We start from the raw sequence: 25,852 nt of genomic DNA on the forward strand, positions 1-25,852 counted from the left end.
GCCAGCGAGCCGGGCGTGATGGGGGAGCACGGCCCAGCCGTGCGCCGGGGGCGCAGCCCCCGAGAGAACGAGGCGCGCCAGCGCCGCCCGACCGTGCGAGCGCCAGCGAGCCGGGCGTGATGGGGGAGCACGGCCCAGCCGTGCGCCGGGGGCGCAGCCCCCGAGTAAACCCGGCGCGCCAGCGCCGAGCATGGCCTTGACTTGGAGCTGGCTCCAACCCTTACCGTGGGCCGGTGGCCCTGAGCGTGTCCCAGCTCGCCGACCAGGCCGGGATCAGCCCCGACACGGTCCGGTACTACGGCCGCCTCGGCCTGCTCCCCGAGACGGGCCGGACGGCTGCGGGCCACCGCTACTACGACGACTCGGCCCTCGAGCGCGTCCGGTTCATCAAGGGTGCCCAGTGGTTCGAGCTCAGCCTCGGGGACATCCGCGAGCTCTTGGCCGTGCTCGAGGACGGCAACTGCCCATGCGGGCACACCCGGGAGGTCGTGTTGCGGCGTATCGCGGCCATTGACGAGCAGCGTGCCCGCCTGGACGAGATCCGCGCCGCGCTGTGCCGGCTGCTGGGCCACGACCCGGCGGCTCCCCTGACCAACGGCCACCGCAGAGAGGACCGACAAGACATGACCGACACTTTGACGGCCACCACTGAGGCCCAGGGCGACCCCGGGTGCGGCTGCTGCCGGCCGGCCGAGCCGCCGACCGTCGAGCAGGAGGTGGCCGAGCTCCAGGCCCGCAAGCAGGCGGTCGAGCGCCGCCTGGCCGGTCTCCAGGGGGCGCGGCGATGACACTGCCAGCCGCCGGCTGAGCAGCACCCGCCTGTCGCCGGTCCCGCAGTAGTTGAGCTCGCCGCTACGCCGGGCTCTCGCCTCGCGCCCGTTCCGGCGCCTGCTGCTGGCCCGCACCCTGAGCCGCTGGGGCGACATCTTCCGGTCGGTGGCCCTGGTGGTGCTCGTGTTCCGCCTCACGGGCTCGGGCCTCGATGTGGGCGTGGTCACGATCGTCCAGATCGTGCCCCTCATCCTGTTCGGCTTCGTCGCCGGGGCGGTGGTGGACCGACTGCCCCGGGCGCGGGTCATGGTGGCGTCCGACGTCGGCCGGGGCCTGCTCGCCCTGGCCCTGGTGGCGGTCCACGACCGGCTGTGGGCCGTCTACGTCATCGCCTTCGGGCTGGCCGCCCTCTCGACGTTCTTCAGCCCGGCGGCCGTCAGCCTTGTCCCCGCCCTGGTCGAGCGGGAGGAGGACCTGGTCGGGGCCAACGCCGTGCTGACCTCCTCGGCCGTCCTGTCCCAGATCGTCCTGGCTCCCGTAGCCGGGGCGATGGTCGCCATCGCCGGCCCAGGGCCGGCCTTCGCGTTCAACGCCGTCACGTTCTTCCTGTCGGCCGCCCTGCTCGCCCGTCTCCGGGCCCCACGGCCGCCGCAGCGGGTGGCGGCCCGCAGCTACCGCCAGGACGTGGCCGAGGGCCTGGCGCTGATCCGCTCCAGCCCCCTGCTGCGCTCCCTGGCCGAGGTGCAGGCCCTGGCCGCGCTCTCGGCCGGCGCCACCAGCGCCCTGCTGGTCGTGTTGGCCGAGCGCCACCTGGGGGCCGGCCCCGAGCGCTACGGGATGCTCCTGACGGCCATCGCCGTGGGCCAGGGCGTCGGCCCGCTCGTTCTCCAGCGCCTGTTCACCGACGTGCGCCGCCCTGTGCTGCTGTTCGGGCCGTTCGTCGTGCGGGGTGCGGTCGACGTCGTGCTGGCCCTGTCGGCCAGCTTCGGTCTGGCCCTGGGGGCACTGGCCGTCTACGGGCTGATGACCAACACCGGGGGGGTCACGTTCAACACGCTCCTGCAGCAGGCCGTGCCCGACGAGGCCCGGGGCCGGGCCTTCGCCTTCTTCGACGTGGTGTGGCAGGTGGGACGGCTGGCCAGCGTCGGCCTCGGTGCGGTGCTGGTCGAGGGCCTGGGGGTGCGGGGCGTCTACCTGCTGGGCGGAGGCCTGCTGCTGTGCGCCGGGGGCCTGGGCTTCGCCCTCGTGCCCGCGACCCGTATGCGGCCCCCCGACGTCCCGGGCGGGCTCGCCCCGGGGCCGGCCGGCGCCTGAGGCCCACGGCGCGGCCCAGGCGGAGCCGGAGCCGGGCCGGGGGAGATGTGACCAGCAGGTTCGGTGTTGTGCGGGCGTGCTTGCGGTCTCTAACACGAGTGGTATGTCCTCGGGCCGACGAGCCGACGAGCCCCATCTGCTTCCAAAGCTAACGATGGCCTCGCACCGCTGGGAGGGAGCCCGCCGGAGCGGGTGTCGGGTAAGGTTGCGCGTACAGATCCGGCCTTTGAACCCTTGTACGGAAGGACCTGTGCCCTCAAGTGCCTGATCCCCGCCCCGAACCGCAGCCCGACCTGTACTTCGGCATAGTACGGGCCATCGGTACTGACCTCGCCCCGATAGAGAACGGCCTCTCGCGCAAGCTACTCGAAGCCCAGTTCGTCCCGAAGAGGATCAAGCTGAGCGAGGAGATCGCGAAGCAACGGCTGGTCCAGGGTCTGGTCGACCGGTCCACCAACCAATATCGGCGCTACGACGCCTTGATGACGGCCGGAGACCTGCTGCGTTCCTGTACGGGCAGGCCCGAGGCAGTGGGAGTGCTTGCCTTGGAGGAGATCAAGGCGAAGCGCCAGCACCTAAGGGCGGTCGCCGAGGAGAGAGGGGACCGAGGGGTTGCTTTCATCCTCAGCTCGTTGATGCACCCAGCCGAGGTGCGTTCGCTTCGCGACGTGTATGGGCCACGGCTCTTCGTAATCTCGGCCTACTCGCACACCGCTACGCGACGTAGCCGTCTCCGCGACTCCCTCACGGCCGCGGCCGTCGAGATGAACCGTGACGTAGACGAACTGGTCGAGGCGTTGATGGCCCGTGATCGGGGCCGGGGCTACGACGAATCAGAGCTGTTGAGCCGGGTGATCGACGTGGCTGAACACAAGATCTTGAGCATCGACAAGACCTTCGACCTGGGGGACTTCTTCGTGGACGCAGATGCCCCTGCCAGCCAAATCGAAGGCGACATCGAGCGGCTGCTCTCGTTGGTGCTCAGCAGCCCCAAGCACACGCCGACGAAGTCCGAGATGGGCATGGCTCATGCCTACAGCGCGAGGCTCCGTTCCTCGTCTCTGTCGCGCCAGGTGGGAGCGGCGATCTGCGATGACGACGGCAATCTGTTGGTCACAGGCACCAATGAGGTCCCGAAGGCAGGCGGCGGGCAGTACTGGGTCGACGGTCCCAAACCCCCAAAGCGGGACATCGAGCTAGGACATGACACCAGTGACCGCACCCGTCGCGAGATCTTCACCGACATCGTCTGCCGCTTGCTCGCGGACCCTTCGTGGCTGATTGAAGCCATACGAGGCGCCTCGCCCGCAAGCGGCACGGCCAGCGCTGAGCACGAGGAGGGCACCACTTCCAGTGGCGACAGCGCAGTGGACGAGAGTGTTCGCGACCTAATCCTGAAGGTGGATCTCGACCTGGCAGTGGATTCTGCGCTGTCGACTAGGTCCATCCGAGGGGCACTGCTCTTCGACATTGTCGAGTATGGTCGCGCTGCGCACGCAGAGATGGCTGCGATCTGCCACGCGGCCCTCCGTGGCGTCTCCATCCGGAACGCGACGCTCTACTGCACTACGTTCCCATGCCATATCTGCGCCTCGCTCATCGTTGCAGCTGGCATTCGTGAGGTGGTCTACATAGAGCCCTATCCCAAGAGCAGAGTCCCCGAGATGTTCCCAGACTCGATCGCCTTGGCACATCAGGAGACGGCGATGGAAGGCCGAGTGGTATTTGCCCCGTTTATGGGCGTATCTCCGCTCAGGCACGCCGACCTATTCTCGTGGGCGGCCAAGAAGCTCGATGACGTACAGCCGACGGTCGAGAAGGTCCTGACCGGAGAGATCAGTGAGTGGACCGTGGCAACCGGCAGTGTCCGCCATACCTTGCGAATGGGTAGGGCCGACCTTGCTGGGGACCAGCAGAGGGCTGTCGAGGATCATGAGGGACTGATGATCGACGAGTTCCGGAACCAAGTTGCCGCAGTCGAAGAGCAGTACGTCACAATGATCCGGGACAAGCGAGGTCCGGGTGAGCTCTAATCTGGCTCGGTTTCGGGACGTACCTTCGCAGAACGCTCGAAAATCTCCAGGGCCGTCCCAGTCCGCCAGGTAAGCGCATTCCGATCGTAGTTCGTAAACTCGCGCGGGACTGCGAACCTGCGGCGCTCCGGGGTGGCCTTCGGAGTCGGTCCACTTGGCTCTTCATTAGTATCCGACGATTCGGCATTACGAGAATCTGCACTGTTGGTATCGCTCATCTCGGTTGCCCCTTGCGTCGTAACTGCCATCCTGTCAACCCCATTCCTAGTCTGGGTAGAGCGCCGAGATCAACGGTTTGGAGTGGTTTCGCCCTAATCCGAGCTAGCCCAGCGGGTATCCACATTTGCACGTGCCTCAGTCCACTAGTAATCCAGAGCCTTTCCACCCCCACCCCCCCTGGACACCGAGATCGATGCGCGTTGGCATGGCCGGTCAACCAATCTTGACGGCCTCTTCTGAGCGACCGAGATGATCGAGCCGAGACGGCGGGTGCGTCCCGAAGGACCTGGCGAACACGTGTTCGATAATGGCCGAGCCACGCCGGGCGGTCAAGTTGGGGGTAGCTGCAAGGGGCCGGGGCCCGCGTCGGGCTGCCTACCGGCCCTGCCCCGGTGTCGGGCCTCCTCGGATCCGCTCTGCTTTCACCCGACCAAGCCGCTTTGGCCGGGGAAGGCCTGGCGGGTGGGCCCTGGCGCCGGGCCGGGCCCGGCCAGGCCGGGCCGGGCGGCTGTGGGCCCGGGCCCGGGGGCGGGCGGGAAATAGGATCCCCGACGGCGTGCGAGTCCTCCATGTGCAGAAGGCCAGTGGGGTCAACGGGGCCGAGCGCCATCTGCTCACGCTGCTGCCCGCTCTGGCCCGGCGGGGGTTCGACGTGGCTGCCTGGGTCATGGTGAACGACGACGGGCCGTCCTACGTGCGCCAGTTGCGGGCCGCAGGGGCGGAGGTCACCTCGGTGGCCGCCGGCCCCGACGCCAACCCGGTGGCGGCCGCCCGCCTGGTCGCGCAGGTGCGCCGGCACCGGCCCGACCTGCTGCATAGCCACCTGGTCCATGGCGACGTCTACGGCACGGCTGTGGCCCGGGTCACCGGGGTGCCGCTGGTGTCGTCGGTGCACGGCTGCCCGGCGTTCCTGCGCCGCCCCCCGCTGCGGGCCGTGGGCCGGGCCGTGGCCCGCAACGCGGCCCATCGCATCGCCATATCGACGGCCGTGGCCAGCTTCCTCGACGAGCTCGGCCTGGCCCTCCCTGGCCGGCTCACCGTCATCCCCTACGGCATCGACCAGGCCCGATGGGCCCCCCAGGAGGGGGAGGTGGAGGCCGCCCGCCGCTCCTACGGGGTCGGGCCCGACGAGGTGGTGGTGGGGGTCGCCTCCCGCCTGATCGCCCACAAGGGCCACGACGTGCTCGTCGACGCCATGGCCCTGGTACGGGCCGAGCACCCCCACGCCCGGCTCATGGTGGCCGGGACCGGCCCCCTGGAGGCCGCCCTGGTGGCCCAGGCCCGGGATCGCTTGGGCGACGGTGCCCGCTTCCTGGGCTTCGTCGACGACGTCCGCACGTTCATGCTGGCCTGCGACGTGATCGCCTTCCCCACCGCCCCCGAGTTCGGGGAGGGCTTCGGCCTGGCCGCCCTGGAGGCCATGGCCGCCGCCCGCCCGGTGGTGGGCACCCCTTTCGGGGCCATCGCCGACCTGGTGGTCGACGGCGAGTGCGGCCTGATCGTGCCCCCGAACGAACCCCCGGCCCTGGCCCGGGCCCTGGCCTCGCTGGTGGCCGACGGCCCCCGGCGGGCCGCCATGGGGGAAGCGGCAACGGCCCGGGCCGCCACCCGCTTCAGCCTCGAGGCCATGGTCGACGCCACCGCCGAGGTCTACCGAGAGGTGGGCCCGTCCCGAACCGGTGTGTGAAACGCGCCAGCAACGACGCGTTTCGTACACCGGTTGGGCGGCGGGCGGCGGGCCGGCGGCCAGGGCTCAGGCCCCACCTCAGGCCAGGGCTCAGGCCAGGTAGGCGTCGAGCACGTCGCGCTGGTAGCGGGCCGCCAGCGTGTCCCACTCCAGCGAGGGCGCGAAGGCGGCGGCGGCCGCCGCGTAGTCCGCCCGGGCCCCGGCGTCGCCCACCAGGTGGGCCAGGGCGCCGACGAACTCATCGGGCCCGCCCACCAGCACGCCCGCCCCCGACTCCCGCACCAGGGAGGTGACCTGGTAGTCGTAGGCGACTACGGGCACGCCCAAGCCGACCATCTCGGTCACCTTGACGGCCTGGGGGACGCCGTGGTCGGCCGTGCGGGGGTAGAGCCCGATGTCGAAGTTGGCCACGTGGGCCAGGGCCTCGCCCTGGGGGAGGCGTCCGAAGAGCACGACGTCGTCGCGTCCCGCGCCGCGGCGGCGCACCCGCTCGCTGGCCTGGCCCACCAGCCACAGCCGGGCCTGGGGGGCCCGTTCGCGCACCCGGTCCCACAGGTCGAGGAGGTGGTCGACGTTGTAGAGGGGGTTGGCGCCGTCGTGGTCGCCGGCGGCCAGCAGCCAGGCCGACTGGTAGCCGACCACCACCTCGCCGGGCCGCTTGAGGGCGGCCACCCGGGCCCGGGCATCAGCGGTGACCGAGGCGGCCGCCACCCCCTGGGGCACGACGTGGTGGGGCGCCCTCACCCCCATCTGGCGGTAGCGCTCGGCCGCCCATTCGGCGGTGACCACGAAGGCCCGCACGTTGGGGCGGCGCAGCGACTCGGCCTCGGCCTCGGTGAACAGGGGGTCGTCGACATCGACCACCACCGGGCCGCGCACGTGGCGCACCTGTTCGTGGTCGGTGCTGAAGGTGAACACGTAGTGGCGGGCGGCCAGGGCGAACACGGCCCGGTGGCGGGCCTCGCGGCTGGCCCGGTGGGCGCGGTACTGCACGGCCCGCGCCCAGCGGTTGTCCGAGCAGGTCACCACGTAGGGGTCGAGGCGCTCGAACCGGGGCAGGAGGGCGCTGTAGCGGGGGTTGGAATGTCCCCGGAACCACAGGTTGTGGTAGAAGATCCGGCCAACGGCCTGGTCTGGGGGCCGGAGCAGGTGCCGCAGAGGGGCGCCGGTGAGCCCACCCGCAGGCGGGGTCTTCCCGCTTGGCCGGGTCTGGGTGGCGGGGGCCATGGCGGTCGACGGTACTGGTGCAAGGCCGGCGACGCGGTCGTCTAGTCTCGCGGCGTGGCAGACGAGACTTCCCGTCTGTTCCAGTTGGAGTTCCGCGACTACTTCGAGATCATCCGGCGACGGAAGCTGACCGTCATCGGGGCCATCGTCGTCGTCTTCGTCACGGGGCTCTTCCTGTCTGTGCGCGAGCAGAAGATCTACCGCGCCTCGGCCGAGGTCCTGATCAACTCGGTCTCGTCCGCCGGGGCCGACGTGCAGCCCGACCTCGATACCGAGTCGAGGCTGGTCCAGAGCGAGGCCGTCAGGGCGCGGGCCAACGAGGAGGTGCCCGGGGTCGGTTCGGTGTCGGTCAGCATCATCGGCACCAAGATCGTGCGGGTGTCTGCCGAGGATGCCGTGCCCTCCCGGGCTGTCGAGACGGTCAATGCCTACGTCAAGGCCTACACCGAGTACCGCCAGGAGCAAGAGGTCGACCGCCTGCTGCGGGCCGCCGAGGAGACCGACGCCCGCATCGCCGACCTCGACCGCCAGGTGCGGGAGCTGTCGGACCAGCTCGACGAGCGCCTGGCCGACGTGCAGGCCCGCTACGCGCCCGTGTTCGGCGAGACGGCCGCCGAGGCCGGGGCCCGCCAGCTCGCCCTGGCCCGCGAGACGGCCGCCGTGGAGGCCGAGCTGCGCCCCCGGCGGGACACCTTCCAGCGCCAGCAGCTCCTGCTGGAGGGCAACCTCCAAGAGCTGCTGGCCCGCAGCCAGAGGGCGGGCGAGGGCGTCCAGGTGCTGGCCTCGCCCACCGAGCCCACCGAGCCCATCCGCCCCAAGCCCGTGGAGGACGGGGTCAAGGCCTTCGGCATGGGCCTGGTCCTGGGTCTCTGCCTGGCCTTTCTGTTCGAGTACTTCGACGACTCGGTCCAGTCCCGCGAAGACCTCCAGCGGGCCGTGGGCCACCAGAAAGCCGTCCTGGGGGTCATCCCCACGGCCCAGGCGTGGAAGGACGCGTCCCGTTCCGAGCTGGTGTCGATAACCGACCCCAAATCACCCACGGCCGAGGCGTACCGCGCCCTGCGGACCTCTGTGCACTTCGCCGGGCTCGAGGAGAAGCTGGCCGTGCTGTCGATCACCAGCCCCTCGCCCGGCGAAGGCAAGACCACGACCCTGGCCAACCTGGCCGTGGTCCTGGCCGAGTCCGGCCGGCGGGTGGTGATCTTGGACTGCGACCTGCGCCGCCCCCGGGTCCACACCTTCTTCGGGCTGTCCAACGAGATCGGGTTCACGTCGGTGATGATCGGTGAGGCCCCGCTGTCGGTGGCCCTCCAGAAGGTGCCCGACGTGAGCCGGCTCTACCTGCTGGCGTCGGGGCCCATCCCCCCCAACCCGTCCGAGCTGCTGGCGTCCAGCCGGTTCGCGGACGTGTTGCGCCTGCTCAAGGCCGACGGCACGGTGCTGCTCATCGACACCCCACCGCTGCTGCCCGTGACCGACGCGGCCGTGATCGCCCCCCACTGCGACCGCACGCTCCTGGTGGTGGCGGCCGGCAAGAGCACCAAGAAGCACGTGCGTAACGCCGTCGAGCTGCTCGAACAGGTCGATGCCCCCTTCGCCGGGGTGGTGCTCAACAAGGCCGACAACACCAAGCGCGACGGTTACTACCGCTACTACTACGCCACCGACGACGATTACCTGGCCGGCGACGGAGCCGGCCGCAACGGCGCGGCGCCGGCCCGCAACAGCTCGGCCAACGGTGCCCGCCAGCCGCCGGCCAACGGGGCCGCCCGCCGCCCGGCCAAAGCCAAGGCCCCCCGCCGCCGCTGAGCCCCAACCTCGGTCCTGGGGGGCCTCTCCGACGTGTGCCAGCGCCACGGGCGCCAGCGGTCAGGGACGAGTAGGCGGGCTAACCAGATCGCCGCGATGACACGCTGCTGGCTGGCGTACTCCCGCAGGATGCCTGTCCTTGGTGACGAGGGCATGGCCCCCAAACGCCGCTGTGGCATAGATCATGCGGTCGGCGGGGTCCCGTGGAACCCGGCAAGGGACACCGCTTCCACGGCGATCGAGGGTGTCAGCCTGCGAGCTTGGCTCAAGGTTAACCATGGTCAACGACCATGGTCAGCCCAGCGGTGTCGGCGGTGTCAGCCGGCCCGGGATGCGAACCAGGCCACCGTGCGGGCCATGCCGTCGTCCATCTCGATGGTGGCCCGGTAGCCCAGGGCCTGGGCCGCGGCCGTGGGGTCGCCCCAGGTGTGGCGCACGTCGCCCGCCCGGGGCTCGGTGTGCACGGGGGTGACGTCGGCCCCCAGCACCCGGGCCACGGTGTGGAGGATGTCGAGCACGCTGTGGGTGGCCGCCCCGGCGATGTTGTAGGCCTGGCCCGAGCAGGCGGCCGCCGGCGCGGCCGAGGCAGCCAGGTTGGCGGCCACCACGTCGTCGATGTAGGTGAACGACCGTGACTGGAGCCCGTCGCCGTGCACGATGGGCGCCTCCCCGGTGCGCACCGCCTCGATGAACAGGGGGACCACGGCCGCGTAAGCCGAGTCGGGCCGCTGGCGGGGGCCGTAGACGTTGAAGTAGCGCAGCGAGGCCGTCTCCAGCCCGTAGAGCTCGGCGAACACCCGGCAGTAGTGCTCGCCCGCCAGCTTGGTCACGGCGTAGGGCGAGCGGGGGGCCAGGGGTGTCGACTCGGGCGTGGGCAGCACGGTGGCGCCCCCGTAGACGCTGCTGGAGGACGAGTAGACCACCCGCCGGGCACCGGCGTCGAGGGCCGCCTTGAGCACCAGCAGGGTGCCGTGGGTGTTGGCCCGGTCGGTCGACACCGGGTCGTTGACCGACCGCAGCACGGCCCGGTGGGCAGCCAGGTGGAACACGTGGTCCACGCCCTCCATGGCCTTGCCCACCACCTCGGCGTCGGCCACGTCCCCCTCGACCAACTCGGCCCCTTCGGGGATGTTCTCCCGGTAGCCCGTCGACAGGTCGTCGAGCACCCTCACCTCGTGGCCGGCCTCGACGAGGGACGTGGCAAGGGACGATCCGATGAAGCCGGCTCCGCCGGTGACCAGGGCTCTCATGGCTCGCGACCGTAGCGGGCAAGCGACCGTCGGTGCAGATTTCCACATTGGACGGTCGAACACACAGGTCGGCGGTGTACCGGGATTCCTACCACGCGGACCATTCACGGGCAGCCTATTCCGGAGCCTCCAACTCGCTGTTACACTGCCTCCGGCACTCGGTGGACGATCGGTGGGGGCGGGTCCATGTTGCGTTCTGGTCACAACCGGCGGATGCGCCAGACGGCGCAGGTGGCTCACGACGCCGTGTGCTGGGCCCTCGCCCTCGTGGTGGCAGCCACCCTGCGCTTCGACTTCAGGCTCAACCTCGTCGACTTCCGCTCTCTGGTGCGCCTGCTCCCGGTGCTGTTCGGAGCCCAGATCGTGGCCGGATTGTTGTTCGGGCTCTACCGCGGCCGGTGGCGTTTCGGTGGTTTCGAAGAAGTCTTGGCCCTGGCCAAGGTCGTCGCCGTCACTTCAGGCGTCGCCTATATCGCCAACATCGCTATAGGTCCTCAGCCTCTACCGAGAAGTGTCCCGCCGGCGGCCGGCATCATTGCCTTGGTGCTGATGGCCGCCGGCCGCTACCTGCGCCGGTCGGTCCACGAGCACCGGCGTCGGCCGTGCGCCGACGAATGCCAGCGCCTGCTCGTCTTCGGGGCGGGCGAAGCGGGCTCGCAGATCATCCGGTCGCTCCTGTGCAAGCCCGACGGCCGCTTCCTGCCCGTGGCCCTTCTCGACGACGACCCGGCCAAGAAGAACCTGCGGATCATGCGGGTGCCGGTGGTCGGTGACCGCCACCAGATCGCCCAGGCGGCCAAGATCCTCGACGCATCGGTGCTGCTCATCGCCATTCCCAGCGCCGGTTCGCACCTGGTGACCGAGATCAGCGAGCTGGCCCTGGCTGCAGGCCTGGCCGTGAAGGTCCTGCCTTCGGTCGACGAGCTGGTGGACCAGGAGGCGGGGCCGGCCGACATCCGCGACATCACCCCTGCCGACTTGCTCGGCCGCCACGAGGTCCACACCGACATCGCGGCCATCGCCGGCTACCTGACCGGCAAGCGGGTGCTGGTGACCGGGGCCGGCGGTTCGATCGGTTCTGAACTGTGCCGCCAGATCGACAAGTTCGCCCCCGCCGAGCTGGTCATGGTCGACCGTGACGAGTCGGCCCTGCACGCCCTTCAACTGTCGATGACGGGCCGGGCCCTTCTCGATTCCCCCGAGCTCGTGCTGGCCGACCTGCGCGACCACGCCGAAGTCAGGCGGCTGGTCGTCAGGCGCAAGCCCGATGTGATCTTCCACGCGGCCGCCCTCAAGCACCTGGCCATGCTCGAGCGCCACCCGGCCGAGGCCGTGAAGACCAACGTGTGGGCCACCCTCAACCTGCTGGAGGCAGCCGTGGAAGCCGGCGTGGGCCGGTTCGTCAATATCTCGACCGACAAGGCCGCCGACCCCGAGAGCGTGCTTGGTTTCAGTAAGCGCATCACCGAGCGGCTTACTTCTCATATGTCAGCCCAGAGCCCGACTGTGTGCCTCAGTGTACGGTTCGGCAACGTGCTCGGCAGCCGGGGGTCGGTGCTCACCACCTTCCAGGCCCAGATCGACCGAGGAGGGCCCATTACCGTCACCCACCCCGACGTCACCCGCTACTTCATGACCGTCGAGGAGGCTGTGCAACTCGTCATCCAGGCCGGGGCCATCGGCTCCGACGGCGAGGTCATGGTGCTCGACATGGGCAAGCCCGTGCGCATCGCCGAGGTGGCCAACGTCCTGGCCGCCCGCTCCCCCCGCCCCATCCCCGTCCAGTTCACCGGCCTGCGCCCCGGCGAGAAGCTCCACGAGGTTCTGTTCGCGGAGGGCGAAGACGGCTCGTGCCGCCATCACCCCCTCATCTCCCACGTCCCCGCCCCGCCCCTGCACCCCGAGCTGGTCCGCGAGATCGACACCACGACGACCGTCGGCCACCTCACCGCCGTCCTCTGCGACGTCTGCTTCCGCGACGTCCGGGCTCCCCGCCTAGGGTGAGCGCGAGCTTCGGCTGCGATCCCATGGAGACCATGCGCGTTAGCGATCATTGCGAATGGCGGGCCATCGAGGGCGAGGTTGTGGTTCTCGACCTGCGCACGGAGCTCTACCTCAGCTTCAACGACACGGGTGCCGCGCTGTGGCGCGGCCTGGCCGCAGGGGCGACTGGCGACGAGCTGGTCGAGCGCCTCGTGACGGCATACGAGGTTGAGGAGTCGGCAGCGCGCACTGACGTGGTCGCATTTCTGGGCGAGCTGGTCGCGCTGGGTCTGGTGGAAAGTGTCGAGCCTGATGCCGATCCGCATGGTTGACCGCCCTCGCCTGCGGTCGGCCTGGTGGGCGGCCGGCGCCCTGCGGGGCCTGCGTCGCCCGAGCAGCGCGCTGTGCGCGTTGCCGCCACCACCGCCGGATCTCGACGACGACGCGCAGTGGGGCGTCCGAGTAATGCTGCGTCTCGGCCGGGCCACCTGCCTGGAACGTTCCCGCATCTTGCAGGCATGGGAGGTGGCTCACGGACGTTTGTGTGATGTAGTGATCGGCGTCAGCCGCCCGTCCGACGGCTTCAAGGCCCACGCCTGGCTGGCGCGGCGAACTTCCTCCGCACCGCCCGTCGGCCCGTTCGAAGAGCTGGCCCGGCTGCCCGGCACGGACACGCCTCCTCGGTGACGCTTCCCCCCCTCGCCAACCTCTTCGCCTTCTCCTCGCCCGACCGAAGGCTACGGGGCGAGGTCGAGGCCGACCTCATTGCCGCCCGGTCGTTCGCCGAGGTGTGGCGCCCCCACCCCCAGTGGGTGGTGGCCGAGGCACCCCTGCCCGAGTCACCGCCCACGGTGGAGGCGGCGAGGCGGGCCGGGCTCGTGTTCGTGGAAGGCCGCGACCGCCTCATCAGCAGGGCCCGGCCCGAGGACGACACCGCCGGCCTCCTCGACGTCTTGGCCGCCGGCCCCGGCCGGCTTGCCACCCTGCCCGGCGACTTCGGCCTCGTCCACTTCCGGGACGACGGGTCGGCTGTCGTGGTGCGGTCGTGCGCGGGGCGTGTGCCCCTGTACGTGTGGGCCGATGGCGCGGAGGTAGCCATCGCCACCCTGCAACGGGACCTGGTCGCCCACCTACCCGGTGAGATCAGGATCGACCCTCTCTCGCATGCCACGTGGATGAGTTGCAGGGGCTTCACCCCCGACAACCGGACGTTCGTGGCGGGGGCGACGATCGTGCCCTCCGGCCACCGGGCCGTGGTGGCCCCGGCGGCTCCCGTTCGTCCGGAGCGCTACTGGGACCCGAGACCCGAGCGGCCGGTCAGCAGCTCCGCCCGGATCGTCACCGACCACGCCGCCCGGCTGCGGGAGCTACTGGTGGGCAATCTCGCCTTGGAGCTCGATCGCGGGGGTCGCAACCTCTTGAGCGCCAGCGGGGGAGTGGACTCATCGGCGATCGGGGCCCTCGCCGCCGGGCCGGCGGGGCGCCCGATCAACGTGGCGGTCAGCCTGGTCCCTCGTCCCGGGCCCAAGCTGGAACATGAGCACAGCTACATCACCCCACTGCTCGATCACCTCAACGTCGCCCGGCGCTACGAGTTCGGGGCATACCCGGGGGCCATCGACGGCTTGCAGCGGGACGCATCGCCGTCGTTCTTCCCCAAGTTCCATCCCGTCTTGTGCGTGCTCGACCGCGTGGTAAACGAGACGGGGGTGCTGACCTATGTAGGTGGGGAATTCTGCGACGACCTGTTCGGGGCGCCGGTGCTGCACGACTGGAACGTCTCGGCGCCACCCTGGCAGGCCCTGGCGAGGACGGGTCGCGACCTGCATGGCCGGGCCTCGCTGCTCCGCTGGTGCAGGGACCGGGCCGCTGGCGTGCTCGGATGGAGGCTGACGGACCTACCGGACCGTCTGCCCGAACCGGTCAACTCTGAGCTCCAGGCCGAGTACGAGCAGTGGCGGCGTGGCCAACGCCGCTATCCCACCGGGGCTCATCGAGCGCGCCGCAACCTGATGGAGCGGTTCCCCTGTGGCGTGAGCTGGTTGGAGATGAACTGGGAGATCAGCTCGTCCTACGGTGTGCGCCGGGTGCTTCCCTTCGTGACCCGGGACATGCTCGAACTGGCTGCTGCCTGCCACCCACAGGAGGTCCTGGCCGACGGTCCCAAGACGCTGTTGCGCCGCGGCCTGCGGGACGACGTGCCCCACCGGAACCTCTACCGGCCCGACAAGGGGGCGTTCCTGCGGGGAGAGCCGCGCCCGCCAAGGTCGAGCCCGACCGGCTTTCCCTCAGAGGCCGCCGCGATCTTGGACAAGTCCTGGCTTGCTCGATCCCGCTCATGCGAGCGATCCGTGGCGTGGGCCCTCCTCTTACTGCTACGATCCCTCAGCGAGTTTGGGCGGCAACGGTCGCAGCGGCCGGGCCTTTCGTACAGCACGGAGGCAACGTGAAGGACGGGACGAAGGCGAAGTGTCGGGCGCCGTACGAGAGGCCAGCCATCCGGGAGTTGGGCACCCTAAGTGACTTAACCCTTGGAGCAGCGGATGGTCCGCCTGGGGTCGACCTCGTTGTCTTAAGCGCCGGCCTTTAGTCAAGTCAAGCTAGCCGACGAGGAAGGCGAAGTAACGATCAGGCTAGCGGTCCGGGTTCTCTTGCTGGACCGCGCTGCGGGGAGGGTAACGGCCACCTTACGATCCGAAAGCATACCCAGCGTGCTTCTCAAGGGCGTGAGCACCCAGCGGTTGCTGTACCCCGGTGGGTTCCGTCCTTATGGCGATGTCGACCTCCTCGTATCGCCTTATGACTGGACGAAGTCGATCAGTTGCCTCAAGCGTTTGGGTTTCGATGACGTGTTTAGACCGCCGAACGAAGAGAAGCACTCCAGGCCCTTCCGACGCGCCGACGGCGTCGTAGTCGACCTGCATCGGTCCCTCGTGACCGCGTCGTGCAGCCCCGAGGAGTGCTGGGTGGTGCTCTCGGGACGGACCACGACGCAGACGTGCGGTGGAGAGGCGGTGGCGATGCTCGACCCGCCGGCGCTGGTGGCCGTCGTCGCCCTCCACGCCGCCCAGCACGGGCATGCCGAACCCAAGCCCATCGCCGATCTCATCCGGGCGGTCAGCCGGATGGGCGAGGACGTGTGGCAGGAGGCAGCCGAAGTGGCTGCTCGCTTGGGCGCGGCCGAGACGATGGCTGCCGGCCTCCGTATGGTGCCGGGCGGTGATGCCATGGCTGCCCGCCTGGGCCTGCCAGGGCAACTGAGCGCCGCCGTCCGCCTCCGTGCCGCCTCAGCTCCGTCGGCGTCCGTCGAGCTGGCTCGGATCGTGGCGGCCAGCGACCGGGAGGAGCGCCGCCGCCTCCTGCGGCCTGTTCTGATGCCCACCGACGTGGAGCTCAGGCGGCGGGCCTGGGCGCGCCGGGTCGCACCGTGGCCCGGCGGGCGCGTCCTGGCCAGGCTGGTGTGGTGGGCACGCCTGTCGGTGGAGGTCCCTGGGGCGGCAGCGTGGTGGTGGCGTCACCGAAGGGACGGGCCGGCCACTCCGTGAAGGCGGCGTACGGGCTGGTGATCGCCGGACCGGTCGTGTCTCCCGGCCTGGCGGCTTTGGTTCCCGACACCGAGCGGGTGCCACCGGGCTGGCCCACGGTGACCCTTCACCACCGGCAGGGCTCAGGCGCTGAGCCTCCTACGGCGGTCACGACCTCCCACGCCGTCCTCGCCTCCCCGGCCGGTCGGCACCTGGTGTTCGACCGGCGGACCATGACGGCCACCGTCGTCGCTCCGCAGTGCCCCGACGACTACGTGCTCGCGCACCCGTGCCTGGCTGGAGTCGGCATGGTGGTGGCGTGCTGGCTGGGACGATCGGCCCTGCACGGCGGGGCGTTCCTGGGCACGACCGGGGCGTGGGGTGTCCTGGGCGGCGTCAAAGCCGGTAAGAGCACAACCCTCGCCGCCCTGCACCATCGTGGTCGTACTGTTCTGGCCGACGACCTGCTGATCGTCGATGCTGGCCTCGTGCTGGCCGGGCCCCGCGTGCTTTCGCTCCGCCTCGACGCGGCGGAGCGGCTGGCCCCCGACGCTGCGAGGGTCGGCATCGGGGGGGAGCTCCGCGCCCGCCTCAGGCTTCGTCCCGCCCCGGTGGCCACTCCGCTGAGCGGGCTGCTGCTGGTCGAGCTGCACGAGGGCCACCCGCATGTGAAGACGGCGCCCATCCCGCCGTCCGAGAGGTTCGACGTGCTGGCCACCCACCTGGCGCAGCGCTACGTGATGCCATCCGCCCTGGGTCTCCTCGAACTGGCGACGGTCCCGATGTGGCGTGTGACCGCCCCCCGAAGCTGGTCGGCGATCGATCGGCTGGTGGGCGCCATTGACGAGATCGCCGACGGGCACGGCGTCGATGCCGCCTGACAGGTCGATGCCGCCTGACAGGTCGATGACGTCGACGGCCCGCCCGGGCCGGCTGGGCATGATCAGGTCGATCGTGGCCGGAGTCCGCATGGTGTGGCGGGCGGCGCCCCGTGAGTTCGTGGTCCTGGCCGTAGCGCAGGTGGTGGCCGGCATGGCCGTGCTGGCCGAGATCCTCGTGGCCCGCAGGGCGCTGACCGAGCTGCTGGAAGCCGAGCGGCGGGGGGTGGGGCTAGGCGACGCGCTGCCGTGGATCGTGGCCGTCCTAGTGCTCCACAGCCTCGTGCTCGTGGGCCTGGCCGTACAGTCCGAGCGCCAGCGGCTGGTAGCCGAGAAGACGGCTCGGCGGGCCACCGGCATGGTGCTCGACGTGGCCGGTCGCGTGAGCCAGGCCGCCTACGACTCCCCCGCCTTCTACGACCGCCTCGAGCGGGCTCGGGCCAGCGCCCTGGTGCGCCCCATGCAGTTCGCCGTCGGGCTGGTGTCAGCAATGGCGGGCGCGGCGATCACGGGAGGCGTAGCCATCGCCCTCCTGCTGATCGAGCCCCTGCTCGTGGCGGTCGGCCTGGTCTCGCTCCCCGTCGTCCTGCTCGTCGCCCGCCGCAACACCGGCGACACCTACGCGCTGGCTCTGCGCATCACCGCCGACGACCGCCGCCGGCTCCACCTGGAGGACGTGCTGAGCAGCGTCCAGTACAGCAAGGAGGTGCGGGCCTACGGGCTGGTGGGCTACGTGCGCAGCGCCTATGAGGAGCTCTATCGCCGGCGCATCGGGGCCATCACCGAGCTGGTGGCCCGCCGGATGTGGAGAGCGTGCCTTTCGGCGGGGATGGCTGTTCTCGGCCTGATCGGGGCCGCCGTCGCCGTGCGCTGGCTGGTCCAGTTGGGCCGCCTCGACCTGGCGGCCGCGGGCGCCGCCCTCCTCGGGCTCATCCTGCTGTCCCAACGGGTCAACGGGCTGGCCACCGGGGTCGGCGGGCTGATGGAGGCGGCGGTGTTCCTCGACGACATCCGGGCGCTCGACGCCGAGTGGCCGCCGGGGCCTGAACCCGAGGGCAGCCTCCCGGTCCTCGACCGGCTCAGGTTGGACGGCGTGACGTTCACGTACCCCGGCTGCGAGAAGCCGGTTGTGCGTGATGTCTCCCTGGAGATCTGTCGCGGCGAGGTCATCGGCCTCGTCGGCGAGAACGGCTCCGGCAAGACCACGCTGGTGAAGCTGCTGTGCGGGCTCTACTCCCCGTCGACCGGGGCGGTCGAGTGGAACGGCGCGGCGGTGAGCCCGGGCGACACCCCCCTGCTGCGGGATCGCACCGCCGTGCTGTTTCAGGACTACGCCCGCTACCAGCTCTCAAGCTCCCTCAACATCGGCACGGGGCGGGTCGAGCGGGTCGACGACCATAACGGGATCCACCAGGCGGCTGAGCGGGCCGGGGCGGCCGGCATAGTGGCGGCGCTGCCGGCCGGCTACGACACCGTGCTCAGCCGGGCCTTCGAGGCGGGAGCGGAGCTGTCGGCCGGGCAGTGGCAGCGGGTGGCGCTGGCCCGGGCCCTGTTCCGCGACGCCGATCTGGTGATCCTCGACGAGCCGACCGCCTCCCTCGACGCCCGGGCGGAGCAGCAGCTCTACGGCGAGATCCGGGAGATGGCGGCCCACCGGGCCGTCGTCCTGGTGAGCCACCGGGCCGAGAGCCTTCTGAGCACCGACAGGATCTACGTGATGCACGAGGGCCGGCTGGTCGAGTCGGGCACCCACGTGGAGCTGACGAAGGCGGCCGGGCCCTTCACCGCGCTATTCGGTCCGGGTTCGTAGCCTCGTGTTTCCGTGGGCGGCCTATGGGCTCCGTCTCGGTGGTCCCGTCCTCGTCCCGCCGCTGACCGACCAGCTCCTCCGGGTCGGTGAGGGATCGGCAAGCTGGCCCCCGGTGAGCATCGAGACGACGGTCGTGAACGGGCAACCGCCGGCCTTCGCCTCGACCAGCGAGCGGCTGTGCCGGCCCTTCCTCTACGGCACCCACTACGTGGTGGACCGAGTCTCCGGCCGGGCCACGTTCGCCGGCGACGTCGCACCGGGCGGCGACGTGGTCGTTCATCCCGGTCTCGTCGGGGTGGCAGCTGCCTATGCCCTGTGGCTTGGGCGGGCAGCGTTCCATGCCGGAGGGTTCATCTCGCGAGAAGGGGCTTGGGCGATCGTTGGAGCCAAGGGAGAAGGGAAGACGACCCTATTGGCAGCCCTGGCGGGCCGTGGGGCGGCCATCCTCGCCGACGACCTCCTGGTCCTAGACGGGCTCACCGCCCTGGCCGGTCCTCGGACCCTCGACCTCCGCCCGGATGCGGCGGCGCTGGTGGGCCAGGCCCAGGTGACGACCCGGGTCCGCAACGGGGAGCGGGGTCGCCTGCACGTCGACGTGGTGCCCCTGGCCGTTCCCTTCCGGGGGTGGGTCGAACTGCGCGCGGGACCGGTCGTGGCCCTCGATCCGGTGCCCCCCGCAGAGCGCGTCAGCCTTATGGCGCCCCATGCGTTGAGGCCGCTAGGCCCCGCCCGGGCGGCGACGTTGCTCCACCTGGCTAGCCGGCCCGCCTGGCGGCTGCAGCGCCCCAAGCGCCCCGAGGCGCTCGCCGAGTGCGTCGATATGCTGGAGACGCTGCTTCGATGAGACGGCTATCGGTGGTGACCCCCACCTTCGACCGGCCCGCTGAGGTGGCCGGGATGCTGGCCAATCTGGCGGCGCAGACGGCCCTCCCCGACGAGCTGATCCTCGTTGATGGTTCGCCTCCCGGCGATCTGCGCACCGAGGGCGCCGTTAGGGACGCTGAGGACCTGCCCTTCCCGGTGACCTATCTGCGGGCCACGGGGGGCGCCGCCCTTCAGCGCAATGTCGGTATCGACATGGCATCCGGAGAATTCGTGGCCCTGATCGACGACGACGTCAGGCTCGCGCCGGCCTTCTTCGAGCGAATCCTGGCGGCGTTCGCGCAGGATTCCGAGGGCGACACCGGGTGCATCGCCGGATGCCTCCTCAATCCGCCTCGTGACCAGCTCCGCCGGTTCCGGTGGGCCATCCACAAGTGGCTCGGCACCAGGCGAGGGCAGTTGGCTGGCACCTTCGACTGGGGCAGCGGTCACATCTTCTCGAGGATTTGTGAGGACCCCGGGGAAGAGCTGCGGCGGGTCGACGTCGTCGGTAGCGGTTGCGCGGTCTGGCGACGCGCCGTCTTCGACCAGGGTTACCGCTTCTCGCCCTACTTCCATACGTACTCGTACAACGAGGACTTCCATCTCGCGCTCCGCGCCGGGCACCAATGGCGGATCTTCGATCTGGGCGCGGCACGCTTCGAGCACCTCCAAGCCCGTGCTGGTCGCCCGCCGGCGTGGGACGGGATGGCTCATCAGGTAATCAATAGTCGATTCCTGTTTGTCGACCTAGTTCCTGCTCGCACAACCAGCCAGGAAGCGCGGTTCTGGGGCCGGCACGGGGTCGATCTCGTCGGTCGTCTCTTCCTTGCCATGGCCAGGCCGACCGGTGACGCGTGGCGTGAAGCGTCTGGCCATGCGGCGGGCATGATACGGGCGTACCGGCGCTGGCCGGGGAGAAGGGCTACGTCCAGTCCCTCGGACCGTAGCGACGAAATCTGATCCGGGCCGCTCACCGATGCCTGACGGGTACTAGAAGTCCTACGCGCGTAGCCGCTGGGGGTGCGTCTGGGAGCCGTCGAGCTCCTCCGCTCGCCGGATTAGCTGACTAGGGCGTGCGCGAACACAACGAGGCGACGTGCGTCACTACTCTGGGGGCCTTTGACCTGACCCTCGACACTAGGCGATTGGAGATCAGACCAGTACCATCGACTGTGTCAATGGCTGGTCTGGGCGATGGGATGGTAGATGGCACGACACAAAGTAGCGATCACGACGGCGACCTTCGCAAGCCCTGCAGAGCCACCGCACCAGCAGTTACTCGCAGCGGACCTTGAGGTCGCCGTCAACCCCTTCGGTCGCAAGCTGACCGAGCTGGAGAGTCGGGAGTTCCTCCAAGACGCCGTCGGTGTGATCGCCGGCACGAGCCCGCTCTCAGCGTCGGTCCTGGCCGGCACGCCCGACTTGCGGGTTATCTCCCGGTGCGGCGTCGGTATCGACAACGTCGATCTCGACGCCGCACGACAGGCGGGCGTGTCCGTCTACATCGCCCCCGGGGCGCTGCCCCAGTCGGTGGCCGAGCTGACGGTCGGGTTGATGATCGACGTCCTGCGGCGCGTCAGTGAAGCCGACCACCAGCTCCGGGCCGGGACCTGGGCCCCTTTGATGGGTCGGCTTCTCGGTGGTAAGACGGTGGGAATCGTCGGCCTTGGGCGCGTCGGCCGCCGGCTCGCCCCCCTTCTCCACGCGTTCGGCTGCGACCTGGTCGCGTGCGACCCGCTGCCACCGACGGTAGAGTTCCTTGACGCCCACGGAGTCAGGCTCTCGTCGCTGGATTCGCTCCTCTCAGAGTCCGATATTGTCACCCTCCACATCCCCTACACGCTGGATCTGCACCACTTGCTCGACGAACGTCGCTTGGGGCTCATGCGGCCCGACTCCCTGCTGATCAATACGGCGCGGGGTGAGCTCGTTGACGAGGAGGCCCTCGTCGCGGCTCTCGACTCCGGACGCCTCGCAGGCGCCGCGTGCGACACCTTCCACCAAGAGCCGTACGGAGGACCACTGCTCAACGCCCGCAACTGCGTCCTGACCTGCCACATGGGTTCCTACGCTGTCGAGTGCCGGCTTGCCATGGAGCAGGAGGCCGTCGACAATCTCCTGCGAGGCCTAGCGGCAGCCGGAGTGTCCCCCGGCCCAATGGCGACCACCACTTGAGCGACTCCCCATGAGAGCGGTCGTCTTCGGTGGGGCCGGCTTCCTGGGGAGCCACGTCTGCGATGCGTTGTCCGACGCCGGGCACGATGTCATAGTGTTTGATACGCGAGAATCGCCCTACCTTCGGCCCGAACAGACTGCCGTGGTTGGCGACATCATGGACGAGGGCCTGATCGATGATGTTATGACGGACTGTGAGGTTGCGTACAACTTCGCCGGCATCGCCGACATCGATGAGGCCAAGGCGCGACCCGTCGACACGATCCGTCTGAATGTCCTCGGCAATACCCTCATAGCTGAGGCGGCGTGCCGCAACGCCGTCCGGCGGTTCCTTTTCGCTAGTTCTGTCTACGTCTACAGCCAGGCGGGATCCTTCTACCGCTCAAGCAAGCAGGCGTCCGAGATGGTCGTCGAGAGCTATCAGCGCGTCCGGGGGCTTGAGTACACAATTCTCCGCTTCGGTTCGCTCTACGGGCCCCGCTCCGACACCCGCAACGGCATCTACCGGGTCCTCCACGGGGCCATGGTGAACCGCAGCATCGAGTACGCTGGCGACGGCGAGGAAGTGCGTGAGTACATTCACGTTCGAGACGCCGCCCGCCTCAGCGTGGAGGCACTCGGTGACGAGTTTGCCAACGAGGTTCTCGTTCTGACCGGTCACCACCCCATGAAGGTGCGAGACCTGCTGCGGATGGTGCAGGAGATGGTGGGTGATGACACCCCCGTCCGCTACCGAGGGGCCGTCTCGGGCGAGCACTACGACGTCACGCCCTACTCGTTCCGTCCCCGGGTCGCCAAGAAGGTGGTTGCCAATCCCTACCTCGACCTCGGCCAGGGACTCTTGGAGATCCTCGGCGAGATCCATGACAGCCTCGCGAGGAACGTAACGCGCGCCTACTGAGCGCACTAGTCGGTGGCCTCGCTACGGCTCGCCGGCGCTGTCGGTGTTCTCGTTGTCGGCGCCGTAGCCGTTCCGCCTTAGCCACTCCTCGGCCATCGGGAGCTGCCAGTCGTAATCCACGTCCAGTCCCCCGGTCTGGATCAGCGGGTAAATCCTTCTCCCCATCCACTTCTGCGGCAGCATCCCCTCTGACATCCGCTCGAGGCACTGGGGCCGGACCACCGAAACCCCCATGTCCGCGAACCAGACGTCGCCCTGCGAGTCGCGGTCGCAGTTGAGACTTGCGGGATCGCCGAAGGTCTCGAAGGGAACGAAGGGCTGCAGCAGCCCATCCTCGCCGATCCTCCGTGCGCGTAGTGGGCTCCACATGTTGTAGCGGGACACGGAGACCGCGGAGTCGAGACCGGCATCGCCACGCAGCACGTCGATGCCCGCGTCGATGAGATCGGGCGAGACGGTCGGCGCGTTGCAGAAGAGCAACACCATGAACTCAAGCGTGTTGCCCTCTCCCTCCAGCCGGTCTTGGATCACCCGGTAGCCGTGCAGGAAAGCGTCCTCGCCGAGCGCCTCGTGAGTCGAAAGCTCGGTCGGTCTGTCAATGACCTCCGCACCGTTCTCCTCGGCAACAGCTCGGATGCTGGGCGAGTCTGTAGAGACGTAGATGCGGTCGACGTGGCGCGACCTCCGTGCAGCCAGGATCGGGTAGGCCATCATCGGTCGTGCGAGCAGGGGATAGACGTTCTTGCCAGGAAACCCCCGGCTGCCGTCCCGACCAAGCATCAGCGCGCAGATCGCCACACCATCACCTCGCCTTTCGTCATCCGACCCCGTCCGGCTACCCGTCCATGAGTGCCGAGATGTAGCGGCCCAACGAGCGATCGAGATGGAACCTCTGCGCGTTCGTCAACGCGTTCGCGCCCAGCGACTCTCGTAGCTCCCGGTCCCCGAGAACACGCTCGATTGCGCCAGCCAGTAGCGGGATATCGCCAACCGGGCACAGAAGGCCGTCAACCCCGTCAGTCACGATCTCGCTCGGCCCCGACGGGCAATCGGTCGACACAACCGCCGCGCCACAGGCCATCGCTTGAATCAGGGCACCCGGCAACCCTTCGTGTCTGGATGAGAGGACGAAGCAGCTACTTCGGGCCATGAACTTGAAGGGATTGGTCTGGTAGCCCGCCAACCAGACGGCCGAATACACCCCCAGCTCCCTCGCGAGCATCTCCAGACGGCGCCGCTCCTTACCCTCGCCCAGGATCACAAGCCTTGCGTAGGGAATCGACACCTGGATTCGGGCGAAGGCCCGAATCAACGAGGCGAAGTCCTTCTGCGGGACCAGACGCCCGCAGCCGAGGATCACCTGCGTCTCTGCGGCGAACCAGGGATGGTCGACCGGCTCGGCTGCCAAGCTCGAGACATCCGGAGTGACGACGGGGTTGTACACGACCCGAACGCGCTCCGGGGCGACTCGCACATGGTCAACCAATTCGCGGGCGACACCCTCCGAGACGGCCGTGACAACCTCGGCCCGTGCGTAGGTGAGCCGCTTCAGCTGGGTCAGCACCCAGTTCTTCACGCGATACTCGGCGCGAATCATCGAGTTCCGCTCCGACAGGACCACCCGGTAGGAGCCCCTGAACAGGGCTCGGGCCGCGATCGCGACGATATTGGTGCCATTCGACATCGAGAACACGACATCCGGCTGCAGCCGTTGGACGAGCCGCCCAAGCGGAACCACCGCCCGCCACAGCCTGATCTCACCCAGAGAATGGACGGCGACGTCTCCGGGCACGGCAGTCATGAAATGTCCGTCAGTGCGCAGAACAGCGAGATCGACAGCGAATCGGTCTCGAGGAAGCTCTCGAAGAAGGGTACTGGCAACGCGGTCATTGCCGCCTTCACCCATCCTTGTTCGGACCATCAGGAGCCGTTGCTGGCTGCTCACCCCACCCTGTCGCATCGTAGCGACGACAGTATCATGGGCATGGACCGACTCCCACGGCAACCAAGACATGTTGAGACCAGTCTTGATATCACGTCGCTGTGCTAGCGTGCGACCAGTCCGCCCAAGGCGGGATGGGAAGGGGGGATAGACTGTGGACTTCCAGCCGAGCCAGAACCGTAGAGTGATGACACCAACGGCGCGATCCGTGTGCGCGAAGGATCCGGGCTAATGGCCTCAATCGATTTTGTCATTTCTAACCCCCGGCACCATTGGGCCATGATGAAGCCGGTCGCAGCTCGGCTTGCCACCGCCGGCCACCACTGCCGATTCGTATCCCTTTGCGAGCTTCGTGGGGAGGTGACACCCGATGACACGGTCAATGGCCTTCACCTTGTGAAGGTTGGCGAGCCTTCGGATCGCACTCGGGCGAGTGTGATAGGACTCACCAACCCGACCGGTTGGCCACGGGATGCAGCGCGTACTGTCGCGTGGCATCTCCGGATCAAGCCAGCGATTACCAGGATCCTGGACGACACTCGACCCCACGTGGTCGTCGTTCCCAACGACATCGCCTACCCCCTCCGACAGTACGTCGAGACGCTCAGTATCAGGCGAATCCCATGGGTACTTATGCAAGAGGGAATTCTGCTCCCTCTGCCTCCATCGCGAGTAGCCTTCTACGGATCACGGGGAGCGAGCGCGATCGCGGCCTGGGGTGACGCGTACCTACCATACTTCTCGCAGGTCGGCGCCCCTCCGGCCAGCATTCACGCCGTTGGAAGTCCCCGCTACGACTCCTATGCACGAGACATCTACGCTCCCGCCGCAGTTGAGCTCCGCGTCCGCCACGCAGCGAACTGCACCACGCTCCTTGCGTTCCTCACCACTCCGGTCGACAAGCCAGGTGGGCACTGCACCACTGACGAGAAGCTCGCGTCCGTAGCGCAGCTCCTCGCAGGGCTCGTCCCCGTCGCTGACCGACGGGGCCTCCGCCTTCTCATCAAGCCCCACCGGGGAGAGGACGTTCGAGGATACGAACGAGTCCTCAACGAGTCGGGCTTGAGATCCAGGTCGCGGCTAGTCCTCGATGTCGACCCCCACGCCCTCATGACAGCGGCCGACGCCGTCCTCGTGAACGGATCAACGAGCGGACTGGAAGCGTTGATGCTCGGGGCCCGTCTCGGCGTGGTCCCAGTCCCCCGCTCCGGTTACGTTCACGACTTCCTCGAAGCCAGAGTAGCGACCGCTATAGACCCAAGTAGAGATCCGGCGGCAGATCTGGAGGACCTGATGTACGCGGAACAGGAGCCCGACGCTCTTGCGGGATACCTCAATCACCACTTGGCCAATCGGGGCACCGCCGGCGATGCCGTTGCAGCACTGGTCGACGAGACGACCAGGCTTTGCATCCCGCACTAGCCATACCACCGCGAGTTCAAGGGGTGACAGCTACACGTAGCTG

General features: G+C 69.1%; 22 protein-coding genes. 18 read left to right on the top strand and 4 right to left on the bottom strand.

Going from position 1 to position 25,852, the window contains the following annotated elements; all coding sequences use genetic code 11:
- Positions 1–233: 233 nt before the first annotated feature.
- The 4 genes from AB1673_10765 to AB1673_10780 all read left to right on the top strand — a co-directional run bounded on the left by AB1673_10765 (position 234) and on the right by AB1673_10780 (position 6,024).
- On the top strand, positions 234–788 hold the full coding sequence (locus tag AB1673_10765) for a MerR family transcriptional regulator (protein MEW6154454.1): 555 nt from the start codon (positions 234–236) through the stop codon (positions 786–788).
- Between the two features lie 52 nt (positions 789–840).
- Complete coding sequence (locus AB1673_10770; GenBank protein ID MEW6154455.1) at positions 841–2,085, top strand: MFS transporter; 1,245 nt, start codon at positions 841–843, stop codon at positions 2,083–2,085.
- Between the two features lie 260 nt (positions 2,086–2,345).
- On the top strand, positions 2,346–4,118 hold the full coding sequence (locus tag AB1673_10775; protein ID MEW6154456.1) for a deaminase: 1,773 nt from the start codon (positions 2,346–2,348) through the stop codon (positions 4,116–4,118).
- A 775-nt stretch (positions 4,119–4,893) separates the two neighbouring features.
- Positions 4,894–6,024, top strand: coding sequence for a glycosyltransferase family 4 protein (locus AB1673_10780; protein ID MEW6154457.1), 1,131 nt, complete (start codon positions 4,894–4,896; stop codon positions 6,022–6,024).
- A 90-nt stretch (positions 6,025–6,114) separates the two neighbouring features.
- Here AB1673_10780 and AB1673_10785 read toward each other — a convergent pair whose 3' ends face one another.
- Complete coding sequence (locus tag AB1673_10785; GenBank protein MEW6154458.1) at positions 6,115–7,251, bottom strand: glycosyltransferase; 1,137 nt, start codon at positions 7,249–7,251, stop codon at positions 6,115–6,117.
- 54 nt (positions 7,252–7,305) lie between these two features.
- Here AB1673_10785 and AB1673_10790 point away from each other — a divergent pair, with 54 nt between their 5' ends.
- A complete protein-coding gene (locus tag AB1673_10790) occupies positions 7,306–9,060 on the top strand; it encodes a polysaccharide biosynthesis tyrosine autokinase (protein MEW6154459.1) in 1,755 nt (584 codons plus the stop codon).
- A 317-nt stretch (positions 9,061–9,377) separates the two neighbouring features.
- Here AB1673_10790 and AB1673_10795 read toward each other — a convergent pair whose 3' ends face one another.
- Positions 9,378–10,310: an NAD-dependent epimerase/dehydratase family protein gene (locus tag AB1673_10795; protein MEW6154460.1), complete on the bottom strand. Its 933-nt coding sequence runs from the start codon at positions 10,308–10,310 to the stop codon at positions 9,378–9,380.
- 213 nt (positions 10,311–10,523) lie between these two features.
- Between AB1673_10795 and AB1673_10800 the strand changes: the two genes are divergently transcribed.
- From AB1673_10800 to AB1673_10855, 12 genes are all read left to right on the top strand, one after another.
- Positions 10,524–12,314 (top strand): nucleoside-diphosphate sugar epimerase/dehydratase, encoded by a 1,791-nt coding sequence (locus tag AB1673_10800; GenBank protein ID MEW6154461.1) that lies wholly within the window; start codon positions 10,524–10,526, stop codon positions 12,312–12,314.
- A 23-nt stretch (positions 12,315–12,337) separates the two neighbouring features.
- Positions 12,338–12,625, top strand: coding sequence for a PqqD family protein (locus AB1673_10805; protein MEW6154462.1), 288 nt, complete (start codon positions 12,338–12,340; stop codon positions 12,623–12,625).
- Positions 12,618–12,980: a lasso peptide biosynthesis B2 protein gene (locus AB1673_10810; GenBank protein MEW6154463.1), complete on the top strand. Its 363-nt coding sequence runs from the start codon at positions 12,618–12,620 to the stop codon at positions 12,978–12,980. The genes AB1673_10805 and AB1673_10810 overlap by 8 nt, the downstream gene beginning before the upstream one ends.
- Entirely contained in the window at positions 12,977–14,743 is a 1,767-nt protein-coding gene (locus tag AB1673_10815) for an asparagine synthase-related protein (GenBank protein ID MEW6154464.1), read from the top strand. The genes AB1673_10810 and AB1673_10815 overlap by 4 nt, the downstream gene beginning before the upstream one ends.
- Positions 14,632–14,883 (top strand): lasso RiPP family leader peptide-containing protein, encoded by a 252-nt coding sequence (locus AB1673_10820; protein ID MEW6154465.1) that lies wholly within the window; start codon positions 14,632–14,634, stop codon positions 14,881–14,883. Before AB1673_10815 ends, AB1673_10820 begins: the two co-directional genes overlap by 112 nt.
- Before the next feature lie 37 nt (positions 14,884–14,920).
- Complete coding sequence (locus AB1673_10825) at positions 14,921–15,838, top strand: nucleotidyltransferase family protein (GenBank protein MEW6154466.1); 918 nt, start codon at positions 14,921–14,923, stop codon at positions 15,836–15,838.
- Positions 15,757–16,698, top strand: coding sequence for a hypothetical protein (locus AB1673_10830; protein MEW6154467.1), 942 nt, complete (start codon positions 15,757–15,759; stop codon positions 16,696–16,698). The genes AB1673_10825 and AB1673_10830 overlap by 82 nt, the downstream gene beginning before the upstream one ends.
- A 25-nt stretch (positions 16,699–16,723) precedes the next feature.
- Complete coding sequence (locus AB1673_10835; protein ID MEW6154468.1) at positions 16,724–18,505, top strand: ATP-binding cassette domain-containing protein; 1,782 nt, start codon at positions 16,724–16,726, stop codon at positions 18,503–18,505.
- Between the two features lie 112 nt (positions 18,506–18,617).
- A complete protein-coding gene (locus AB1673_10840; GenBank protein ID MEW6154469.1) occupies positions 18,618–19,349 on the top strand; it encodes a hypothetical protein in 732 nt (243 codons plus the stop codon).
- Positions 19,350–19,360: 11 nt separating this feature from the next.
- On the top strand, positions 19,361–20,329 hold the full coding sequence (locus AB1673_10845) for a glycosyltransferase family 2 protein (protein ID MEW6154470.1): 969 nt from the start codon (positions 19,361–19,363) through the stop codon (positions 20,327–20,329).
- A 246-nt stretch (positions 20,330–20,575) separates the two neighbouring features.
- Positions 20,576–21,544 (top strand): phosphoglycerate dehydrogenase, encoded by a 969-nt coding sequence (locus AB1673_10850; protein MEW6154471.1) that lies wholly within the window; start codon positions 20,576–20,578, stop codon positions 21,542–21,544.
- Between the two features lie 10 nt (positions 21,545–21,554).
- Entirely contained in the window at positions 21,555–22,445 is an 891-nt protein-coding gene (locus AB1673_10855) for an NAD(P)-dependent oxidoreductase (GenBank protein MEW6154472.1), read from the top strand.
- A 21-nt stretch (positions 22,446–22,466) separates the two neighbouring features.
- On the opposite strand, the gene AB1673_10860 is transcribed toward AB1673_10855, so the two are convergent.
- Together AB1673_10860 and AB1673_10865 are read right to left on the bottom strand one after the other, a co-directional pair.
- Entirely contained in the window at positions 22,467–23,243 is a 777-nt protein-coding gene (locus tag AB1673_10860; GenBank protein ID MEW6154473.1) for a cytidylyltransferase, read from the bottom strand.
- Between the two features lie 37 nt (positions 23,244–23,280).
- A complete protein-coding gene (locus tag AB1673_10865) occupies positions 23,281–24,459 on the bottom strand; it encodes a glycosyltransferase (protein MEW6154474.1) in 1,179 nt (392 codons plus the stop codon).
- A 477-nt stretch (positions 24,460–24,936) separates the two neighbouring features.
- Here AB1673_10865 and AB1673_10870 point away from each other — a divergent pair, with 477 nt between their 5' ends.
- Positions 24,937–25,809, top strand: coding sequence for a hypothetical protein (locus tag AB1673_10870; protein MEW6154475.1), 873 nt, complete (start codon positions 24,937–24,939; stop codon positions 25,807–25,809).
- Positions 25,810–25,852: the final 43 nt, after the last annotated feature.

The sequence above is a fragment of the Actinomycetota bacterium genome, assembly GCA_040754375.1.
Classification (GTDB): Bacteria; Actinomycetota; Acidimicrobiia; order Acidimicrobiales; family AC-14; genus JBFMCT01.